We start from the raw sequence: 19,057 nt of genomic DNA on the forward strand, positions 1-19,057 counted from the left end.
GACGCTTATTCAGCGTCCATTTGATATCACATTAAGAATGATGGCTCGAAGCCACACTTAGCTTTTACGTAATCGCTCTTTTCGAAATTGCTTCTCGTACTAGCTCTTTCGCTTAGTTCTCTTCGTGATTGTAAATATGTACATCTCGTTGAGGGAATGGAATCGTGATGCCTTCTTCATCGAAGCGTTTCTTCACGGTTTCCGTCACATCCCAATACACATCCCAGTAGTCATCAGTCTTAACCCAAGGCCTTACGACAAAATCTACAGAAGACGTATTCAAGGTATGAAGCTTGATCATATGCTCTGGTTTTTTCAACACTAGAGGGTGTGCAACAATGATGTCGTTCAATACCGCTTTCGCTTTATCGATATCATCTGAGTAACCAATACCGAAAACCATATCAACACGTCTCACACGCTCTGCCGTGATGTTGTTGATCACGTCACCCCAGATTTTGTTGTTTGGGATCACCAAGCGTTGGTTATCGATAGTTTGAACGGTCGTCGACACTAAGCTCATATCTTTTACCGTGCCTTGCACGCCCGCCACTTTAACCATGTCGCCCACATCATAAGGACGGTAGATCAAGATCATCAAACCCGATGCAAAGTTAGATAGCGTATCTTGCAATGCGAAACCAATGATGACACCTGCAACACCGAAACCAGTGAGAAGTGGTGCTAGCTCTATCCCTATTTGAGACAGCGCAATAAGCAAACCAATAAACACGACCGCTTTAGATGCAATGGATACGAAGAAGTCCTGCATCAAGACACTGAAGTCCATTTTAGAGTGCGAAACACTCTTACGAACGGTCTTACGAGCCACGTTAGCTATAAGGCGAGTTACATACAAAATACCGAGAAACAGAGCGAGTTTAACGATAAAAGAAGGGGTATTTTCAAAAGCCCATGAACTGAACGAACGAAGCCAACCATCCAACAACTCAAGTGCAACATCAACATCCAATACATCGGCGTTAATGTCTCCCGTCGTTGCCAGCAACACTCGCTTGTAAGAAGTCACGTCGACGCCAAACGGTTCCATTAGTGTGATGGTTTCTTCTAAGCTCGACACCATGACACTAGTACGCTCGCTGAAACGCTCAAGCTCCTTTTTAATGGTCGCTTTCTCTTCTTCATTCACGAAAGACAAACGCGCTTCTAGATCTTGTCGCTGTGTGTCTGTGTAAAGAATGGCATTAGTCAGGTATTTAGAGCGAGACACCAAGTCAACTTTTAGAGCTTTTTCCGGTACAGCTACATCAACACCACGCTCTTTTGACCACGCTAATGTTTTAGCGAGCTGTTGGTAATAGGTGTCCATCATTCCGATTCGTTTCTGAATGCGTAATTCAAGACGTTTCTTAACATCACCTTCAGCTGAACGATTTTCTTTGCTCAATGTAACGATTTTAACTTCATTCAATGCCAACAGTTTTTCTAAGAGTTCAACCTGCTGAGAAAGAATGACATCAAGTCCATCTTTTTTGTCAGATGATAATTGAGAGAATATCTCTTCACGTAAGGCTTGATTCTTACGCCTTAATATATCCTCAAGAAAGGGCTTCTCTGCATCATGCGCCGTTTCTAATGTTGCCAGATCGAGCATTAATTGATCTTGTACTTCTGCTATTTTATCGACACTTTGTGCAAAACTTCCAAATGCAACAAACGCCAACATTAACAATAGACAACGCCAAACCTTCATCATATTAATTCCTATTACTGTCTAAATTGACCCTATAAATAGTAGTAAAAAGAAGATGGATAACAAGCATTTAAACGTATGTTATGTTAAAACTTCGCAAATTATCAGACAGCTTCTAATATTTGAGAGTTCCAATCCCCACTTATGACCTGTAGAGTACGCATCCAACAAAGAACAATGGCCAATATCTTCACTCGGGCACATGCACTAAAGCGCCTTAAATACGATGTTGGCTCACAGCAAGAGAGCATAAAAATGAACAACGAACTTGATATTATTGAGTCTCTAGAAGAACTAGAGCAATTCCTAATTTCAGTGGAAGCTGGCGGTTTAGGCCTTGAAGGCGTTGAAGGTGTAGGCATGGCAACCAATAATTCTGATGGCCGTCACTTCGTTGCTGTATTCAACAGCAGCCATAAAGTTCTACTTGCTCGTTGGATCACCAAAGAAGTCTTTGATAACGGTAAAGACTTGGTACGTAACGGCCCTCGCCGCACTCACTAAGTTTTTCCAATAGTCCTAATGATTAAAGCCCAACACGTTCATCTACGGCCTGTTGGGCTTTTTTGTATCGCCTCTTGGAAAATAAACCACTCGATACACAATAAATTCGCGATAACTGCCGATTGTTGTGAACTTTAACTAGAGCTCAATGTCGTATTCGCGTGAGTTGGTGATTATACGGCGTTTATCCTATATCTGCTGTTTCCCGCACTAATACATAGTTTCACTTTAACAATTTTATGACTTGTGGCGCGAAGAGAACTTATCTAAGCTAGCCACAATCCAACGAGCTCGCTTTTAGCTACTAACTGATTCGATTACTGACTGATTTGCTAAATACACCATTACTTTTCTTATCTACACAGAATCGCCGACAAAAGCATTCGCTTTGGGCGCTCTTTCTTACCGGACTGGTTATCGTAACCTGTCTGGCAAGTACGCTATCTGTAAAGAAAGTATCGATTTCAACTTCTCTCATTGGTCAATCTATCCTAGTTGATGCACAAACTCACACGGAAGCCAGTAACCCTCAAACCGACATCGCTTCTTCAGAAAAAATGGCCGCTCTATACGCCAGTGTTTTCGGTTTAGAAGCCTCTAAAATGTTAACTTCACCCAATTCAAGTTCATGCAGCCTAAGTTCAAAAATGCTGACCTTTGCCGCCCCAAAAACCAGCTGGCTGATCCCATTCGTACTTATTATTGCTGTTGCATTTAATTTACCGCCTCACATCTCAAGGTTATCTAGAGATAATCATCGCTCTACTCGACCTACAAAACTCCGCTTACACCTAACTCACTGTATATTTAGAGAGTAAATAACCGGGCTACTACACCCTATTTATTTATTTTTTGGAGATACATTTGTGTACAACACACTACTAACTAAGTTTGTCGATTCATTGGCATTCTCTATGCGTACATGCGCGAAAACCTTAGTCACTGCCCTTTTGGTTATGACGTCATTTACCGCCTTGGCACAGACAACGGGCTGGCTTAGTGTGCCTGAGCATCCGCCTGTTAAGATGCGAATGATGTCGACAGGTGAACAGTCGGATGACGGCTCTAAGATCCAAACCGTGCTCGATGTCGTGCTCGACGGCGACTGGAAAACCTATTGGCGTAGCCCAGGCGAAGGTGGCATTCCGCCAAGCTGGGACTGGTCTGGTTCAACAAACATTGAGTCAGTAGATTGGCATTGGCCGATACCTAAGTATTACGAACAGCTTGACGTCATGACGTTAGGTTACAAAAAGCACGTCAGCTTTCCTGTCACGTTAACCCTGAAAGACAACACAAAGCCTGCAATATTCAGGGCGTCGTTTACCTTTCCGTCGTGTACCAATATCTGTGTGTTAACCGATTACGATATCGAACTGCCGATTGACCCACAAACTTTAGCGCTCGATGAAGAAGCGATGTTTTTGTTCAACCAAGGCATGAGCCAGTCGCCACGAGAAGCTAACCGCACTGCGGTGAACGGTCTGTTTTGGGATAAGAGCAAGCAGCAATTAGTTACTCAGCTGACAAGTAAAGATGGCTGGGATAAGCCTATGGTGTTGATTGACGGGCAAGAAGTGATTGATGACTTCTTCTCTCAACCAAGCGTCCACATCACAGACAATACAATGACAGCCGTATTTGATGTGAGCAACTGGATCGGTGAAGTCGACTTAACGGACCGTACAGTGAGTGTCACTGTTTCAGACAGTAATTTTGCCGAAGAGATGACGGCTCAAGTTGGGTCACAACCGATCACTTATCAAACAAGCAACAACGGTTTTCTGGCAATGATTAGCTTTGCTTTAATTGGTGGTTTGATCCTCAACATCATGCCATGTGTGTTGCCAGTATTAGGAATGAAGTTAAACAGCATCATTCAAAACCAAGGTGCATCTAATCGTCATATTCGACTGTCATTCCTAGCTTCTGCTTCAGGTGTCATTACATCATTTGCGCTGTTAGCCCTAGGTATGACAGCTCTAAAAATGGGTGGTAATGCGATTGGTTGGGGAATCCAATTCCAAAATGTTTGGTTCATCGGGTTCATGCTGATCATCACTTTGCTGTTCTCGATTAACCTGCTTGGGTTATTCGAATTCAGACTACCATCAGGCTTAAACACTTGGATGGCAACCAAAGGCGATGACTCACATTCAGGCCACTTTGTTCAAGGCATGTTTGCGACGCTGTTAGCAACGCCGTGTAGCGCGCCATTCCTAGGAACCGCAGTCGCGTATGCACTCGGAGCAAGCTACCAAGAGTTATGGGCTATCTTTATCGCACTCGGTATTGGTATGAGTGCGCCTTGGTTGATCTTTGCGCTATTCCCAAGCCTAACCAAGTTGCTTCCAAAACCTGGAGCGTGGATGTTCAAAGTTAAGCTGGTATTTGGCTTAATGATGTTCATTACCAGCCTTTGGCTAACAAGCCTTCTGAATCCATTCATTGGTAAATTCCCGACTATCCTGCTGTCGCTATTTATCGTGATTTCAGTGCTAGTTTGGATTGGCATGAAACTGGGCCGAAAGGTACTGATTCCTATCATGGCAACCACAACCTTGGTGTTTGGTGCTGCATTGATCGTCGGTAGTGTCACCGCTGATAACTGGGCGACACCCATTGTTGACGATCTCGCTTGGCAAAAGCTGGATGCGAAGCAAATCCCTCAGCTCGTTGATGAAGGCAAAACGGTCTTTGTCGATGTGACGGCTGATTGGTGTATCACCTGTAAAGCCAACAAGATCGGTGTCATCCTTCAAGATCCTGTCTACAGCCACCTACAACAAGAAGACATAGTTTTGATGAAAGGCGATTGGACGACACCAAGTGAAAGTGTCACCCAATACTTACAAAGTAATGGGCGATTTGGTGTGCCATTTAATATCGTCTACGGTCCAAGCTATAAAAGCGGTATTCCACTTCCTGTCATTCTCAACAGTGACACTGTCGTGCAAGCCATCGATGCTGCGAGATAACTGATGAAGACTCCCAACAATGAAGAGAGATCTAACACGGCTGAAGACAGCACTGTAAAGAGTGAGGCCAAAAAGCCAAGTCGTCTTAAGAAGTGGGGAAAGGAACTGGTTTCAATGATACTTATCGTTGGCGTGGTTTCATTTGCCATGGACTTTTATCACAGCAGAAGTATGCCTCAGGGCGATGCGATTCCAATTGTGGGTCAATCGCTCCAAGGGGAAGATATTGATGTTATCGAGCTAAGCAAAAATGGTAAGCCTGTCATTGTCTATTTTTGGGCGACTTGGTGTGGTGCCTGCAAATTTGTGAGCCCAGCCGTCAATAGCTTCAACGACTCCCATCAGGTGGTTTCGGTCGCTCTATCGTCTGGCCCAGACGAGCGTGTCCAGCGCTACTTGGATGCAAAAGAGTATGACTTCCCTGTTATCAATGATCTTTCTGGGTCAATCAGCAGAAGTTGGGGCGTTAATGTCACTCCAAGCATCGTCATCATCAAAGACGGAAAGATCAGCAGTATCGCAACAGGCGTTACTTCTCCTATAGGGCTGTGGTTAAGAACCTACTTTGCCTAACTCGCTCACAAAGAAAAAACAGAGCAAAGCTAAGTGAATAAAGCGATTCAGCCCGTTTAACAAACAACATTAATGTGAGCGCAACCCAATAAGCGCTCACGATTATCACGAATTTGAGAAAAGACAATATGAAAAAGCATCTGATAAGCGCACTGATTTTAGGCTCACTATTGAGTACTAATGCCTTCGCAGAATTAAACAAAGAGCAAACTCAACAACTTGAAGAAATTAATCAATTCCTGAAAGAGAACCCTTCAACAATCTCTGGGTTGCATACCAGTTTAGAGCAGTACGTAGCAGGTCAAGAGCAAGCGAAGAAAGCCCAAGCGGAAAGCCATGATTGGTTATACAACAATGACGCTCACCCAATCACGGGCAATCCGGATGGCAAATCGGTCATTATTAATTTTACAGACTATAACTGTCCTTACTGTAAGCGCTTGGAAAAAGGCTTGGTTCAATTAGCCTCTGAAAACAGCGATATTAAAGTGATCAACGTGTACTTATCGTTTAAGCAGCAACAGGTTTCGGGTCTAAACACCAACGCAGCGCTATACGCGATGAAAGTATGGAAAGATAACCCAGAAGTATTCCCTGAAGTTGATAGATTGCTGATGGCGAAAAGCGGCATTCACTCGAAAAGCTCACTAGAAGCAGTCGCCAAGAAGACGGGAACAGAGGCGGAGCTAAAAACAACTCAAGAACAAAACCAGGTTCTAACCACTAACCACCAAACCTTTAGCGCTCTAGGTTTAACAGGCACTCCAACCATGATGATGAACGGAAATGTTTTACCGGGATATGTGCCTTATGACCGACTTAAAGATATCGTGGACGACGCTTTTTAATCGAGTTTAGACAGAGATAAAAATTCGAAAGAGAAGTGAATAAAAAGCCGACTCGTAGTCGGCATTTTGATGAGCTTAAAATAATGTTTTCAATATTATTTTTGAAACAGAAAAGCAGTCGAAGTGTCACTATCTTGCAATGGATTCTTAATCTACACTCGCTACTCTAAAAGCAGTTCTGTCGATGAGTCCAAGACGTGCTTACTCTAGACAACTGTCTTTTGACCGAGCCCCTTGCTCGGTCTTTTTTTTGCGTGTTTTAGATGGCGACACAGCGCATTAACACGAAAACGTCCAATCAACTGAACCCTAACTCAGCAAGCGACAAACAAGTGCACCCGGTTCCCTTAACGCATCCACGTTATAGCTAAGGACACATCCAGCAGATGGCGCGTGATAGCGGCGACACTCATTACCAAAAGCGTCATATTGAATTGCTAACAAATCATCTTGCTCCACGCTTTGTAAAAGCTCGACCTGAGGCAGAACAAAACCACCAATATCAGCACGAATAGATACCACATTGTTACCTTCAATCCAATCCATACTCGGCAACTGGCTTGTCCCCAACGGATCTTTTCCCTCAACTTCAAGCATCTCGTAATAGGAGAGCATATTCAAAACGCCGTCTACTGCTCTTTGAATCATTTCAGGCTGAGTAAACTTACCCATGCCTACTTCCACCGTGATACTTGGTATTCCACTTCGATTCCAAACCGTTTCAAGAATACCCGGGTCGCCAGGATCATTAAGCACACAATCAGGTTGCATCAACCTTGCCATCTCCAAACATTGTTCAATTCGGTAATCAGCAAACACATAAAGTGGGTAGACCGCGCCACGAGTTTGAGTATGGAGATCAACAGCGAATGTCGCATTGAGCTTAAGTAAGCGATCCCACAGAGACGCAACAAAGCGCTCCGCAGCTAAACCATGTGCATCACCCGGAAAGAGTCGATTAAGATTCGCAGGACATGAGCCAGGATCTGAAGAGACGAAGTCACGACTATGGTTCAACAAACCTGACAAGTTCACCGTAGGCACAATCGTTACCGAGCCTTTTAGGGTTTTACCCACTAAGTCACGGATAATTTGCTGAGCAGCCAACACACCGTTTAGCTCATCACCGTGAATGCCGGCAGTGATCATCAATTTAGGGCCATCTTGGCTGCCTTTGAAAACAGAAACCGGCATATTCTTAGGCTGCCCTAGTCCATCACTGGTTACTTGAAACCAAAACTGATGCTCTCCAACGGGTAAGTCTTCAACATTCAAAGAGCCAATAACCTGTCTGCCTTGTAAAACATCGCCTAAGTACTCTGTTTTCATCCAACGTCTCCATCTTGTTGAGCAAAATCTATTCTCTTCTAAGTTTTTGCATCATAGAGGATATCTTAACCAGTACAAGCAGTTAATCAGATTAACAAGCTCTAAAGCGCTCCCAAAATTCACCAGCATCGACATACGTGATTCCAAGGTAAAACTTGTCAATGTGACCTTTGAAATACACGCAACTTGTATAACTATTCACAGAACACTCAGTCTGATGAAATAAAAGTGCAATAAAATCAACACTTAAAAAAGTTCCCCATTCACGAAAATGTAATTTTATAGAAATGAAAGCTTAATTTAGCTGTTCTAAATTAGCTTCATATCGAAACGGAGAGCACATTGCTCACGGATTTTAAAATACAAGGTAAGTGATTATGAAAAAGGCAGTTCTAGCTTCTGCAGTGGTAGCGGCACTAGTTTCAGGTTCATCTCTAGCAGCAACAGTTTACAGCTCGGATGGTACGGAACTTAAAATTGGCGGTCGTGCGGAAGCTCGCTTCAACGTCTCTGATAACAACGAAAGTGCGTCTGACAGCTCTTTTAAAGACAAGTCACGTGCCCGCGTAAATATCTCAGGAAAAACTCAAGTTTCTGATGAACTATACGGCTTTGGTAAATATGAAGCTGAGTTTACAGGAGACACAGCTGTTGGTGTTAACGGAGAAAAAACTGACTCACTTACTAACCGTTACTTCTTTGCTGGTCTTGGTACCAACTTCGGAGAATTTTCTTACGGTAAGCAAGACTCAGCTCAAGTAATGTTGACAGATATTACAGATACGATGGCTACATTTGGTGCAGATGCCGCTGATGCTGTCGCTGGTAACAAAGACAAACGCGAAAACAACTTCCTTTACTCTGGCGAATTTGACGCGTTGACAGTTCAAGCAAACTACATCGCAGCCGATGAAAAAGATGCGGACAGCTTTGGTCTTGCTGCTATGTACAACCTAGGCGCTTTTGACCTTGGTGCTGGTTACGTTTCCCAAAAGAATGGTAACTTCGATGATGACCAGATTAACCTTGTAGCTCAATTCTCGATGGATGCGTTTACTGTTGGTGGCTTATACACAATGGCTTCAGTTGCAGATGAAGATTACACTGGCTACGAGCTTTCAGCTATCTTCAAAGCAACTAAGCAGTTATCACTAATTGGTGTATACAACTACGGTGAGTTCGATAAAGCGGCTGACGAAGAAGCAAATAACTTTGCTATTGAAGCAGTATATAAGTTTAACGGCCACATCCGTACCTATGCTGGTTACAAGTTTGAACAGCTAGACAATAAAGATGACCAGCTACAAGCGGGCATCCGTTACGACTTCTAATCTAAATCGACTTTAGATAGAGACTAAAAAGGTTGGGCAATGGCTCAACCTTTTTCTTGTTCAAATATTCTGACTAACTTCATCGATGCTTTTTCTGGTTAAGTCTTGCTAAATCCGTATCATAGGTGGACCATATCAAATAATTAGAAGCATCATGTCACAACACCATCCGATCCAAGGCGCTAGCTGGATGCTAACCGCAGGCCTAGCCTTTGCCATTATTAATAGCCTAACCCAAATAGCTAGCATTCACTTCGGACTGACTTCTACTACCGTTGCCGTCATTCAATACGCTATCGCGTTGTTCGCGATTCTTCCTTATCTGAAAACGCTGGGGATTCGCCGCGCACTAAAAACCGACAACCTAAAATTGCACGTATTTCGTGTCTTCTTGTCTGTTATTGGTATTCAACTTTGGATATGGGCACTGGCTTACCCAGTGCCTATTTGGCAAGGTATTGCCCTTCTCATGACTTCGCCTTTATTCGCGACTATAGGTTCTGGGCTTTTTCTAAAAGAGAAAGTGGGCGCTGCTCGTTGGGGTGCAACCTTGGCGGGTTTCGTGGGAGCCATGGTTATTTTGGAACCGTGGGCAGAAGATTTTAGCTGGGCAACGCTACTGCCAGTTGGCGCTGCATTCTTTTGGGCGTGCTACTCTCTTATGGTGAAAAAGCTCTCCTCGCAAGACAGCCCATCAACCATGGTGGTTTACCTTCTTCTCCTGATTACACCCTTCAACCTTCTTCTCGCAGTTCCTGATTGGCAAACTCCGAGCGGTGGCACTATCTGGGGAATATTAGCTGTCATTGGCATAATGACTGCGCTTGCACAATGGGCAATCGTAAAAGCATACTCGGTGGCTGATGCCTCTTTCGTTCAACCGTTCGATCACGCGAAATTACCACTTAATGTCTTGGCTGGTTGGCTAGTCTTCAGCTGGGTTCCACCAGGTCGTTTATGGCTAGGGGCTGCGATTATCATTGCGTCAGTTGCTTTTATTACCCATTGGGAAACAAAAAGGCCAGCGAAATCGAAGAAAGTTTAAAGCTAATGAAATAAATAACGCTACTGTCCGTTCTATATTGATAAGAGAATTTTAAACGAGGTCGTAACCATGAAGAAACCAGTCAAGATTACACTATACCGTTGGGCAGGCAGCTGGGGTCCATTTAAAGTCAATATCCCATGTGGAGAATGTACCCTTACTAAAGACATTCTTAAGGACACTTTTGAGAATGAATTAGCCGATGTCGATGTCGAACTGGAAGTGAAAGATTGGTTATCTCATTGGTGGGAACCGCTTAAACTGGGTTCTTGGCATGCGCCAATTCTTGTCGTTGAAGGTAAAGTCGTCAGCCAAGGCGAAGCACTCAATCGCGGCGTGCTCGTTCAATCAGTAATCAAAGAGTGGACCAAAAGAGATACCCTAACAGGCAACATTGTTTACGGGAAAGCGACATGCCCATTCTGCGTCAAAGCAAAGAAAATGCTTGATGAAGCGGGTGTTGAGTACCAATACCACGATGTCGTAAAAGACAGCGCAGCTTTGTATCGTATGATTCCAGAGGTAAAAGCGCACATTGGTGAGAAAACACCAGTAACTGTCCCTCAGATCTGGCTCGATGGTAAATACATCGGTGGAGCAGACAACTTAGATGCATGGATGAAAGAGAATGGCTTAGATAGCATCCCAAATAATGTTGTCGATCTGTCCAACCAATCAGCAGGCTAAGCTCACACAGAGCTATAAATCCAATCGTGAATTAATCAGTGTTTTTTGTGTCCATCCACAACAAAACAGGGCGATGAACTTCATCAATCGCTAAAACGACAAAGGCCTTAAACATCATAGATGTTTAAGGCCTTTTAAAATTCCGTTTTTTAAAATGCTTATTTAGCCATTTTCTTCATCATTCGCTTAAGGAATGATGTTTTTTTTGGCTTTGGCTTGCCATACAATGCTTCGTGCATCATGTTTTTTGCTGCCATTTGACCAAGGTATGCATAGCCTAGTTCGTAATTCATGCTTATCTCCGCACATAATCAACTTTTCTTAGCGCGGATTTTACACTTAAAACGCCCAAAAACAAGACCCAAATCACACTTTAATGCAATGAGAGCCATTGATTTGCAATAAACCTAATTTTGTCTGTGTGCTAATCAGCACTGTCTATGTATATCAATGAGTTAACCTGAATTCTGGTTTGAGCTTAATGCTCCATTCCTAATAACAGTCCAACACATTGATTTAGACGCTTATAAAAAAAAGCAGCTCAGAGAGCTGCTTTCTAAAATACTTTACTAAGAACCCTAGCTGCGCTTTGGCTGTCTGTAAGTTTTACCAGCAATTTGGTATGTGTCTTTTTGCTTCAATTCAAACATTGTTTCAAAGAACCAAGCTGCAAATTTGATTAAGTCATCGCCTTCATTCATGACATGTTCGATGTACTCTTGCTCTTCGCCTTGTTCATTTTCTTGAAGCGTCACGTGGTAAATACGCTTTTCGCCTTCCACTTCAGCTAGTGCAAATTGACCAGTCAGTGATGCAGCAGCCTCAGCGACTTCTGTATCCTCATTGGATTTCAATAGCTCAAGCGCTTGAGGCAGGCCATCTAGTGCGCAGATAGCTTTTACCAGTACTTCAAATTCATTTTGCTGCATTTTGTTTTTACCTATTCAATGGACCGAAGCATTGTAGAAAACCATCAACACAAATACAACGTATTAACGATGGTGCATTGGACGATAGTGGACTAGGCATTTAACTATATTCCACTTCAACAGTATCATCTTTCTTGTTCATTTTGGTTGAAGACCAAAGCACGCCCCCCATAGCTCCTCCTATAATCAAGTAGAACACACCTAACTGTAGGTAAGTCGTCACCCAACTCTCGACGAGATACCCACCAAGTAAACCCGCCAAACACATCTGAATTGAACCCGACAATGCAGATACCGCACCAGCTTGTTTCTTATGTGGTTCCAACAACATACTAATAGAGAGAGGAAAAGAGATACCCTGCGCAATAGTCAGCCAAGTAAACGCCCAAACTAAGTTAAAGATGGATAACTCATGAGTCAAAAGCCAAGTTCCCGACGCCAAGATAATCAAGATAGCTAGGCTCATCAGTTGAGGTGTACTAAACCTACGATTGAACAAGTTTAAAGCGACGCTACCTACCAGCAAGCCTGCCGAAGGGACAATCATCAATGTGCCGTATTCTGCGGCAGTCAGCCCCAATTGCTCTTGCATTAAGAATGGAAACAGCGATAAAGATACCAAACTTGCCATGTAGCTCATCCAGTTATAACTGGCACTGGTCAACACTTGGCGGTTAGTCAACAAGCGTCCGTAGTTCTTCACCACTTGGCAGGCATCAAAGCGACTCTTTCCATATGGCAAAGTCTCAGGCAACACAAAGTAACCCAGAGTGAATATTGCCAGTAGATACAGTAGAACAAACAGGAACACCGCTTGCCACCCGAGATGAAATGAAATCCAACCACCAAATACAGGCGCAATGATAGGCATGATCGAAGCGGTGATCGAGATATAAGACAACGCTTTGGTCAGTTGAGGGCCATCATAACTGTCGCGGAGCACACTTCGTCCGAGAACCGAAGCACTACCCGCTCCTAAACCTTGCAACAAACGGCCAACCTCTAGCGCCAGCATGTTGTCAGAAAACACGACACAAACGATAGTACCAATCAAATAAACGCCCTGGCCTAACAAGAAGATAGGCCGTCTTCCCACCGCATCAGACATAGGTCCATAAAATAGCTGAGACAGGCCAAAACCCACAAGGAACAGCGTGACGAGCAGCTGTACATCTACCTGAGTCACACTTAAGTCAGAAGCAATTAACGGCAAAGATGGCAAATAGATACTCACACCTACCTGCCCCGTAGCAATAATCATCATTGCTAAGAGTAACGGCGTTTTTTTAAAGGTCGATTGGCTCAAAAAATTCCCTATTCGTTTGATATTTGTTCATGATATAAGTTTATATTCAAAACCAGTAATTGATAATTAACCAAATTGGAATTTAATTAAGTCCTAACAGGAAACAATATGGATTGGATTCTCAACGTAAAGAGCTACGTTAGAGTGGTGGAAGAAGGCAGTTTCAATGGTGCTGCGCGTAAACTCAATACCACCAGCTCAGCGATAAGCAAAAGGGTAAACTGGCTCGAAGAACGCATCGGGACTCAGCTACTGAAGCGCACAACCCGCTCGATTAGCCAAACCGAAGCGGGCGCGCTGTTTTACCAACGAGCCAAAGATCAGCTCGATAACTGGCAGTCAATCATTGATGAAACTCGCTCAGTTAACCAGACTCCCGCAGGCCTATTAAAAATTGGAGCAACCATCGCAGTTGGCTCTAAATTTCTCGTTCAACACATGGACGATTTCCTAGAAAAGTATCCAGATATTAAGGTACAGCTCATCACCACCACTTCAGGACAATTACCTGAACTTGGATTGGATCTGGTGATCAGCCGAGAATTGGAACAGCTCAACTCTTTAAGCTTCAAGAAAACGCCCTTGTTTGAGCACAAAGCGGGGTTCTATGCCGCACCGAGTTACCTCGCCAAACACGGTTACCCCACCTGCGAACAAGATTTAGAGCAGCATAATTCTTTAATCTGGGGAGAGCGTCCAACCCGTGAAGTCACGCTAACCAAAGGGCAACGCATCACTTTAAACGGCAACTTTGCTACCACGAATCCAGAAGCTTTGTTTCATGCTGCGAAGCGAGGAATGGGAGTGTTGTTAACCATCAAAGCGATGATCAAAGAAGATCTTAAACAAGGGACGTTAGTTCCAGTATTACCAAATATAACCGCCGACGAAGTGATGGTTTACGCGTATTACCCTAAGCTTGATTACTCACATACGCGAACCAAGTTATTTCTGGATCATTTAAAAGAGAGGCTAGACAAAGAGCGCAGCACTCAGGCTCTGTGAAATAAGTCACATTTTAATTTGAAAAGTTATACAACACGAACAATAATAAACTAGACGCATATAAGTGCTAAAACTTAAGACTGCGTAGTGCCAAAATCGTATAGACAAGATCATACACATACAGCTTACACAGTGAATCTGGTTAACTAAGGATGGTGACTATGACTCAACATACGCATAACAGCATGATAGACACAGAGCGCATTGGTCGTTTACTGAAATTGGAAGGTATCGACCTTTTAGAGTCAGCCGTACTTACTTTACATCAAACCTTTGGTACTCAGTACACCAGCATCATTGAGAAGAAGCACTTCCCAGATCAAATCGTTCCTTTGGTGATCGCCCACTCTGACCATGTACTGCATGATAAAATCAACGCACGTCATGGGCAGATCTACCAACAAGCAGTCAATCAAAGGCACCCGGATTGCTCGTTTGCTCAGCATGTCGTCCAGTCATTGCCAACATCGGCATTTAGGCAGGAAATCACCTCACAAAACTCCATCGCGATCCCTACTCGTACTCAAAGTGGTGAAGTGATGGGGGTGTTGTTCTCAACGTTTACCTCGCCTCTAAGTCCAGTTCAACAACAAGACGTGATAAAACACCACCAATTGTTCGCTGACATCATCATCCACACCTTGCGTGAAATGTGGTTCAACGACCGTTCTGAACAACTGGTTAATCAACTCAGTTACGAAGTATCACACGACAGCTTAACGGGGGTACTAAACCGAAGCTGCTTGTCTGATACCTTGGAATCGATCACTCAACAGAGCGTCACTCCATTCTCGCTCGCCCTGCTCGACATCAATAGCTTCAAAGCCATCAATGACATGCACGGCAATTATATTGGCGATAAGGTACTTCAATTTGTCGCAGAAACATTGCGTAGAACCTTACCCGAAAGCAATCTGACTTTCCGGACTGCTGGCAATGAGTTTGCTTTCATTACCTATCATTCGGACCCAATAGCAGTTTGCGAGCAAATCCTAGCCAAGATAAAACAAGGTTACAGTAATGTTGATATTAAAATCGATTTCGACGTTAGTATCGGCATCGCCCGTTCAGATGGTGGTGACAAGGACGTAGAACAGATCATCTTTAACACTAGCTTGGCACTTAAAGAGTGTAAACACAGCCAAGATACCCACATTCAATGTTACGACACTCACTTGAGGGTCCGTTATCAAAGGAAAACCGAGTTAATCACCGCCTTACGAAGTGAGCTTGAGAGTCCTATTTCAGGCAGTTATGTACCCAATGGTAATGGCATGTACGTAGTTGTGCAGCCGATCGTGGGTCAAGCTGATACTCAATGGGAATATTTCGAAGTACTTACTCGCTGGAAAACGAACAAACATGGTGATATATCGCCTGTGGAGTTCATTCAAGTGGCAGAAGAATCAGGGCTGATTGTAGAACTGGGAGAACGCATCATCGAGTTGGTGTGCCGTGCAAAAACCACACTAGAGCAAGGCTTGGGCTACAAGGTTAAGCTTGGAATTAACTGCTCCGCGCACGAGCTCACCGATTCGAAACGTTATATCTCATACCTGACTCGAACTATTGAACAGCACCATTTTAAGGCGAATGAGTTTGTTATCGAGTTAACCGAAACAGTACTACTCTCTCCGACGCAAGAGACTAAATCCGCTCTTAACTTTCTGAGAGGACAAGGCTTCACGATTGCACTCGACGACTTCGGTACCGGCTACTCCAGTTTGAACTACATCCACAGCTACCCTATCGATTGCATTAAAATTGATGCAACCTTTATTCGTAACTTACTAACAAGCTCTACATCCGAGAGCGTTGTCTGGTTGATTGTTCAACTAGCCCATAGGCTCGATGTATCTTTGGTTGCGGAAGGTGTTGAGAAGCGTGAGCAATTAGAAAAACTGCACGCAATGGGGTGTGACAAAATTCAAGGCTATCTCTACTCGCCCCCGATGCGACCTGAAGCTATCGTTAGCTATGTCGCGCACTCAGAGCCTTTAGTTTAAACCCTTACCGAACCTTCTATTGAGAACTAAAAAGCCGCAAGAGCATCACTTAACACTGACTGTGCTTTGTGATGCTCTTGCGGCTTTAAAACAGTTTAATGGCTAGCTACTTACTAGCATTATTAACCATTGCTAGATTGCGAGTTTCTAACGCTGCCTTCAATAGCTTATCAGCTTCATCTCTTGCAGCTACAAACGTCGCTTTTTCCTTTTTAGGCACAGAATCTGCCATAGGGATATTCGCTGTCATTGCATTCACAGGACGACCGCGCTCAATTAGCTCGTAGTGCAAGTGTGCGCCGGTCACTCGGCCAGTTTTACCTGATAAACCAATGCGCTGACCACGAGACACCGTTTGTCCTTTACGCACGAGGATCTTGCTCAAATGTAGGTAGCGTGTTTTATAAGTACTACCGTGCTGAATAACCACGTAATTACCAGCGTATGGGTGCTTACGAGTCATAATCACTTTGCCATCACCCGTCGCTTGAACTGGGGTGCCAATCGGCGTCGCGAAATCTGTACCATTGTGCGGTGAGACTCGCCCAGTCACGGGGTGTAAGCGCTTAGGATTAAATTGAGAACTTTGACGCCAACCACTGCTCACCGGGTAACGTTGGAAAGCACGCTGCAAGCTATCGCCATTGGCATCGTAATATTGCCCATCAGTATGTAAATACGCTGACACAACACGATTACGATTCATGATCTTAATTGCTTCAATTTCACGTTTTCCGGTTGCAACACCATCAACAAATTGCGCTTTCTGAAGCACTTCAAACTGATCACCAACACGCAAATCACGGCTAAAATTAAGCTTATCTTTCAACAGAGTAACAATATGATCAATCTCAAGACTATTCAGGCCAACCTTGTTAGCCGACATCGAGAAACTGCCTTGAATATCACCCACTAAAGGCTTTTGCTTCCATTCACCCGGAATAGAAATATCTTCGAATTCGTAGCTACCGTCATCAAGCAGTCGATAAACCACTTTATCTGCGACGCTAAATTGAAGCTCCATTTTGGAAAGTTCACCCGTCGCTTCATCACGCCAGAAACGTAAGGTATTGCCCGGACGAAGCGTATCTAACGCAAGAAAGTTTAAATCGGTTTCCATCACGCTCATCATCGATTTATAAGAAAATCCAAGTTGAGTGAAAATGCTACTCAAGTTATCGCCCGTTTGAATTTGATACTCAAATGTCGGTGGCTCAATAACGGTAACAGAAGAAGGTGACAGAATGGACTCAATAACGGTTGAGTCTGGTAAATCAAGATCGATCGTTTTCGTCAGATCCGATTGTGAAGATTGCAAAGCAACACCAATCGCTGCAATAAGTGGCAGCCCTAAAATAGCTACTTTTTTTACAGGTGAAAGCTCAGCAAACGCAGAGGGAAATATTTTTGAATACACGGTAAACAGGTCTTTCTACGATATAAAGGCATAGGATATGCTTTTCAAACGCATAAATCATCAATGCATTGTCATAATATGATATGAATCTGCTCAATTTAGGCTAAGTCATTGAGTTGCCATAGATGAAGAAGCAATTAAACGAGAAATAAAATTAACCGCTACATTTGAAAATAAAAAAGCAGAAACGGCTAGTATCTGCTTTTGATTGATTTACGTTATTCCGTTTCGATTAATTAATAGACGAAGTGAATTAGTTGATAATTTAGGCCAAAGTTAAGCGTTAACCGTCGATACCAAGCAGTTGTCTTCACCAAACTCGTTAGGGATGTAACGATCAGCATTCGCATCGTTAACCCATTGTTGGTCATCAACTAGGTAGCGAAATTGAAACTCGCCATCTTTAGGTAAGCGAGTTTTAAACTTGTAAACCTTCCCTTTCGCCAGTTTTTTCATTGGCGTGGCTTTCCAATCAAGAAAGTCAGCAACGATGGATACCGAGTTCGCTTCTTGAGCTTCTAGCTCGAAGGTCACTTCAACTTCATCTTTCGTTTTAAAAAAACGTTTATTAATCATTCGCAAGCTCCATTTGTAAAAGTAAGCAGACACAAAGCAAAGTGTGTCTAAATTTCATTCATCTACCTAAGATAGTATGTAATTTGGCTCACATAAACAACAGATCCTTACACTAACGAAAACGTTATTGCTTACCAATTGATTGCGTATCAAAAGAAAAGCTCATTAACACCTTTTCAGAAGGGGATTCTGCAAATGATTGTTCCGAAGAATGCTGAGTAAAGCCGATAAAACCTTCCCCAGTGAGTTTATTTTGTGATCGCGAATCTGGCTGCTTAGCGACCTCCAATGTCTGAATCTGTATACGATCACCCAGTAAAAGTTGGTCGACTAACACCACACGGCTTCGTTGCTGGTCATGTTTAAACAGGCCAAGATAATAAAACACACCGCTGCCTTGGTTAGATATCCACATCGGCGCGACGAAGAAACTCGCCTTACCTAACGTGACAGCTGAAAGGTTATTGGTGTCTACCGTTACCACACCGCGCTCAACTCCCGAATCATAGCGTCCAAAGGCTATAGCTCTAGGTTCATCGAATTCATTGATAAAAGCGTACGCGTTGGTCTCAGGTACTTTAATTGTCCATGGGTTAGTCGTCTTCAAATCAAAAACGGTTTCTACGACTGGGTCATAAGTCACTTGAGAAGAAGGAAACTTCGCCAAGATCTCTTCGTCACTTAAGCTAAAGCGATAAACACCCGCCAGTATCACCACGACCAGCATGACGATTGGAATCAGTAAAATCAGAGGAATAGGTAAGATTTTCTTTTTCATGAGCAATTATATTCTTTTGTTTTCATCCAGT

17 protein-coding genes are annotated in these 19,057 nt (G+C 43.4%); 9 read left to right on the forward strand and 8 right to left on the reverse strand.

What is annotated here, in order from left to right; genetic code table 11:
- Positions 1 to 112: 112 nt before the first annotated feature.
- A complete protein-coding gene (locus FTW16_RS09815; protein WP_146490903.1) occupies positions 113 to 1,717 on the reverse strand; it encodes a mechanosensitive ion channel family protein in 1,605 nt (534 codons plus the stop codon).
- A gap of 252 nt (positions 1,718 to 1,969) precedes the next feature.
- Between FTW16_RS09815 and FTW16_RS09820 the strand changes: the two genes are divergently transcribed.
- The 4 genes from FTW16_RS09820 to FTW16_RS09835 all read left to right on the forward strand — a co-directional run bounded on the left by FTW16_RS09820 (position 1,970) and on the right by FTW16_RS09835 (position 6,617).
- Complete coding sequence (locus FTW16_RS09820; protein WP_017062732.1) at positions 1,970 to 2,218, forward strand: hypothetical protein; 249 nt, start codon at positions 1,970 to 1,972, stop codon at positions 2,216 to 2,218.
- A gap of 914 nt (positions 2,219 to 3,132) precedes the next feature.
- Positions 3,133 to 5,196: a protein-disulfide reductase DsbD family protein gene (locus FTW16_RS09825; RefSeq protein WP_146491181.1), complete on the forward strand. Its 2,064-nt coding sequence runs from the start codon at positions 3,133 to 3,135 to the stop codon at positions 5,194 to 5,196.
- A gap of 3 nt (positions 5,197 to 5,199) precedes the next feature.
- On the forward strand, positions 5,200 to 5,769 hold the full coding sequence (locus FTW16_RS09830; RefSeq protein ID WP_146490904.1) for a protein disulfide oxidoreductase: 570 nt from the start codon (positions 5,200 to 5,202) through the stop codon (positions 5,767 to 5,769).
- 128 nt (positions 5,770 to 5,897) lie between these two features.
- Entirely contained in the window at positions 5,898 to 6,617 is a 720-nt protein-coding gene (locus FTW16_RS09835; protein ID WP_146490905.1) for a DsbA family protein, read from the forward strand.
- Between the two features lie 309 nt (positions 6,618 to 6,926).
- On the opposite strand, the gene FTW16_RS09840 is transcribed toward FTW16_RS09835, so the two are convergent.
- Complete coding sequence (locus tag FTW16_RS09840) at positions 6,927 to 7,946, reverse strand: succinylglutamate desuccinylase/aspartoacylase family protein (RefSeq protein ID WP_146490906.1); 1,020 nt, start codon at positions 7,944 to 7,946, stop codon at positions 6,927 to 6,929.
- Positions 7,947 to 8,323: 377 nt separating this feature from the next.
- Here FTW16_RS09840 and FTW16_RS09845 point away from each other — a divergent pair, with 377 nt between their 5' ends.
- The 3 genes from FTW16_RS09845 to FTW16_RS09855 all read left to right on the forward strand — a co-directional run bounded on the left by FTW16_RS09845 (position 8,324) and on the right by FTW16_RS09855 (position 11,009).
- A complete protein-coding gene (locus tag FTW16_RS09845; protein WP_060980515.1) occupies positions 8,324 to 9,277 on the forward strand; it encodes a porin in 954 nt (317 codons plus the stop codon).
- A 154-nt stretch (positions 9,278 to 9,431) separates the two neighbouring features.
- On the forward strand, positions 9,432 to 10,322 hold the full coding sequence (locus FTW16_RS09850; RefSeq protein ID WP_146490907.1) for a DMT family transporter: 891 nt from the start codon (positions 9,432 to 9,434) through the stop codon (positions 10,320 to 10,322).
- Between the two features lie 69 nt (positions 10,323 to 10,391).
- Positions 10,392 to 11,009, forward strand: a complete 618-nt coding sequence (locus FTW16_RS09855) for a glutaredoxin domain-containing protein (RefSeq protein ID WP_146490908.1) — start codon at positions 10,392 to 10,394, stop codon at positions 11,007 to 11,009.
- A gap of 158 nt (positions 11,010 to 11,167) precedes the next feature.
- Here the strand turns inward: FTW16_RS09855 and FTW16_RS24725 are convergent, their stop codons facing one another.
- From FTW16_RS24725 to FTW16_RS09865, 3 genes are all read right to left on the reverse strand, one after another.
- Entirely contained in the window at positions 11,168 to 11,302 is a 135-nt protein-coding gene (locus FTW16_RS24725) for a hypothetical protein (RefSeq protein ID WP_261383431.1), read from the reverse strand.
- 285 nt (positions 11,303 to 11,587) lie between these two features.
- Positions 11,588 to 11,938, reverse strand: a complete 351-nt coding sequence (locus tag FTW16_RS09860) for a hypothetical protein (RefSeq protein ID WP_017057980.1) — start codon at positions 11,936 to 11,938, stop codon at positions 11,588 to 11,590.
- Between the two features lie 100 nt (positions 11,939 to 12,038).
- A complete protein-coding gene (locus FTW16_RS09865; protein WP_146490909.1) occupies positions 12,039 to 13,244 on the reverse strand; it encodes a multidrug effflux MFS transporter in 1,206 nt (401 codons plus the stop codon).
- Between the two features lie 108 nt (positions 13,245 to 13,352).
- On the opposite strand from FTW16_RS09865, the gene FTW16_RS09870 reads away from it, so the two are divergent.
- Positions 13,353 to 14,249: a LysR family transcriptional regulator gene (locus FTW16_RS09870; protein ID WP_146490910.1), complete on the forward strand. Its 897-nt coding sequence runs from the start codon at positions 13,353 to 13,355 to the stop codon at positions 14,247 to 14,249.
- A gap of 161 nt (positions 14,250 to 14,410) precedes the next feature.
- Positions 14,411 to 16,255: a putative bifunctional diguanylate cyclase/phosphodiesterase gene (locus FTW16_RS09875; protein WP_146490911.1), complete on the forward strand. Its 1,845-nt coding sequence runs from the start codon at positions 14,411 to 14,413 to the stop codon at positions 16,253 to 16,255.
- Positions 16,256 to 16,361: 106 nt separating this feature from the next.
- Here the strand turns inward: FTW16_RS09875 and FTW16_RS09880 are convergent, their stop codons facing one another.
- From FTW16_RS09880 to FTW16_RS09890, 3 genes are all read right to left on the reverse strand, one after another.
- Positions 16,362 to 17,672, reverse strand: coding sequence for a peptidoglycan DD-metalloendopeptidase family protein (locus FTW16_RS09880; RefSeq protein WP_146490912.1), 1,311 nt, complete (start codon positions 17,670 to 17,672; stop codon positions 16,362 to 16,364).
- Positions 17,673 to 17,948: 276 nt separating this feature from the next.
- Positions 17,949 to 18,248 carry an isoamylase early set domain-containing protein gene (locus FTW16_RS09885; protein WP_009845720.1) on the reverse strand — a complete coding sequence of 100 codons (300 nt, stop codon included), beginning with the start codon at positions 18,246 to 18,248 and terminating at the stop codon, positions 17,949 to 17,951.
- A 124-nt stretch (positions 18,249 to 18,372) separates the two neighbouring features.
- Positions 18,373 to 19,026 carry a hypothetical protein gene (locus FTW16_RS09890; RefSeq protein WP_146490913.1) on the reverse strand — a complete coding sequence of 218 codons (654 nt, stop codon included), beginning with the start codon at positions 19,024 to 19,026 and terminating at the stop codon, positions 18,373 to 18,375.
- Between the last annotated feature and the right edge of the window lie 31 nt (positions 19,027 to 19,057).

This window comes from Vibrio sp. T20 (assembly GCF_007858795.1).
GTDB lineage: Bacteria > Pseudomonadota > Gammaproteobacteria > Enterobacterales > Vibrionaceae > Vibrio > Vibrio satsumensis.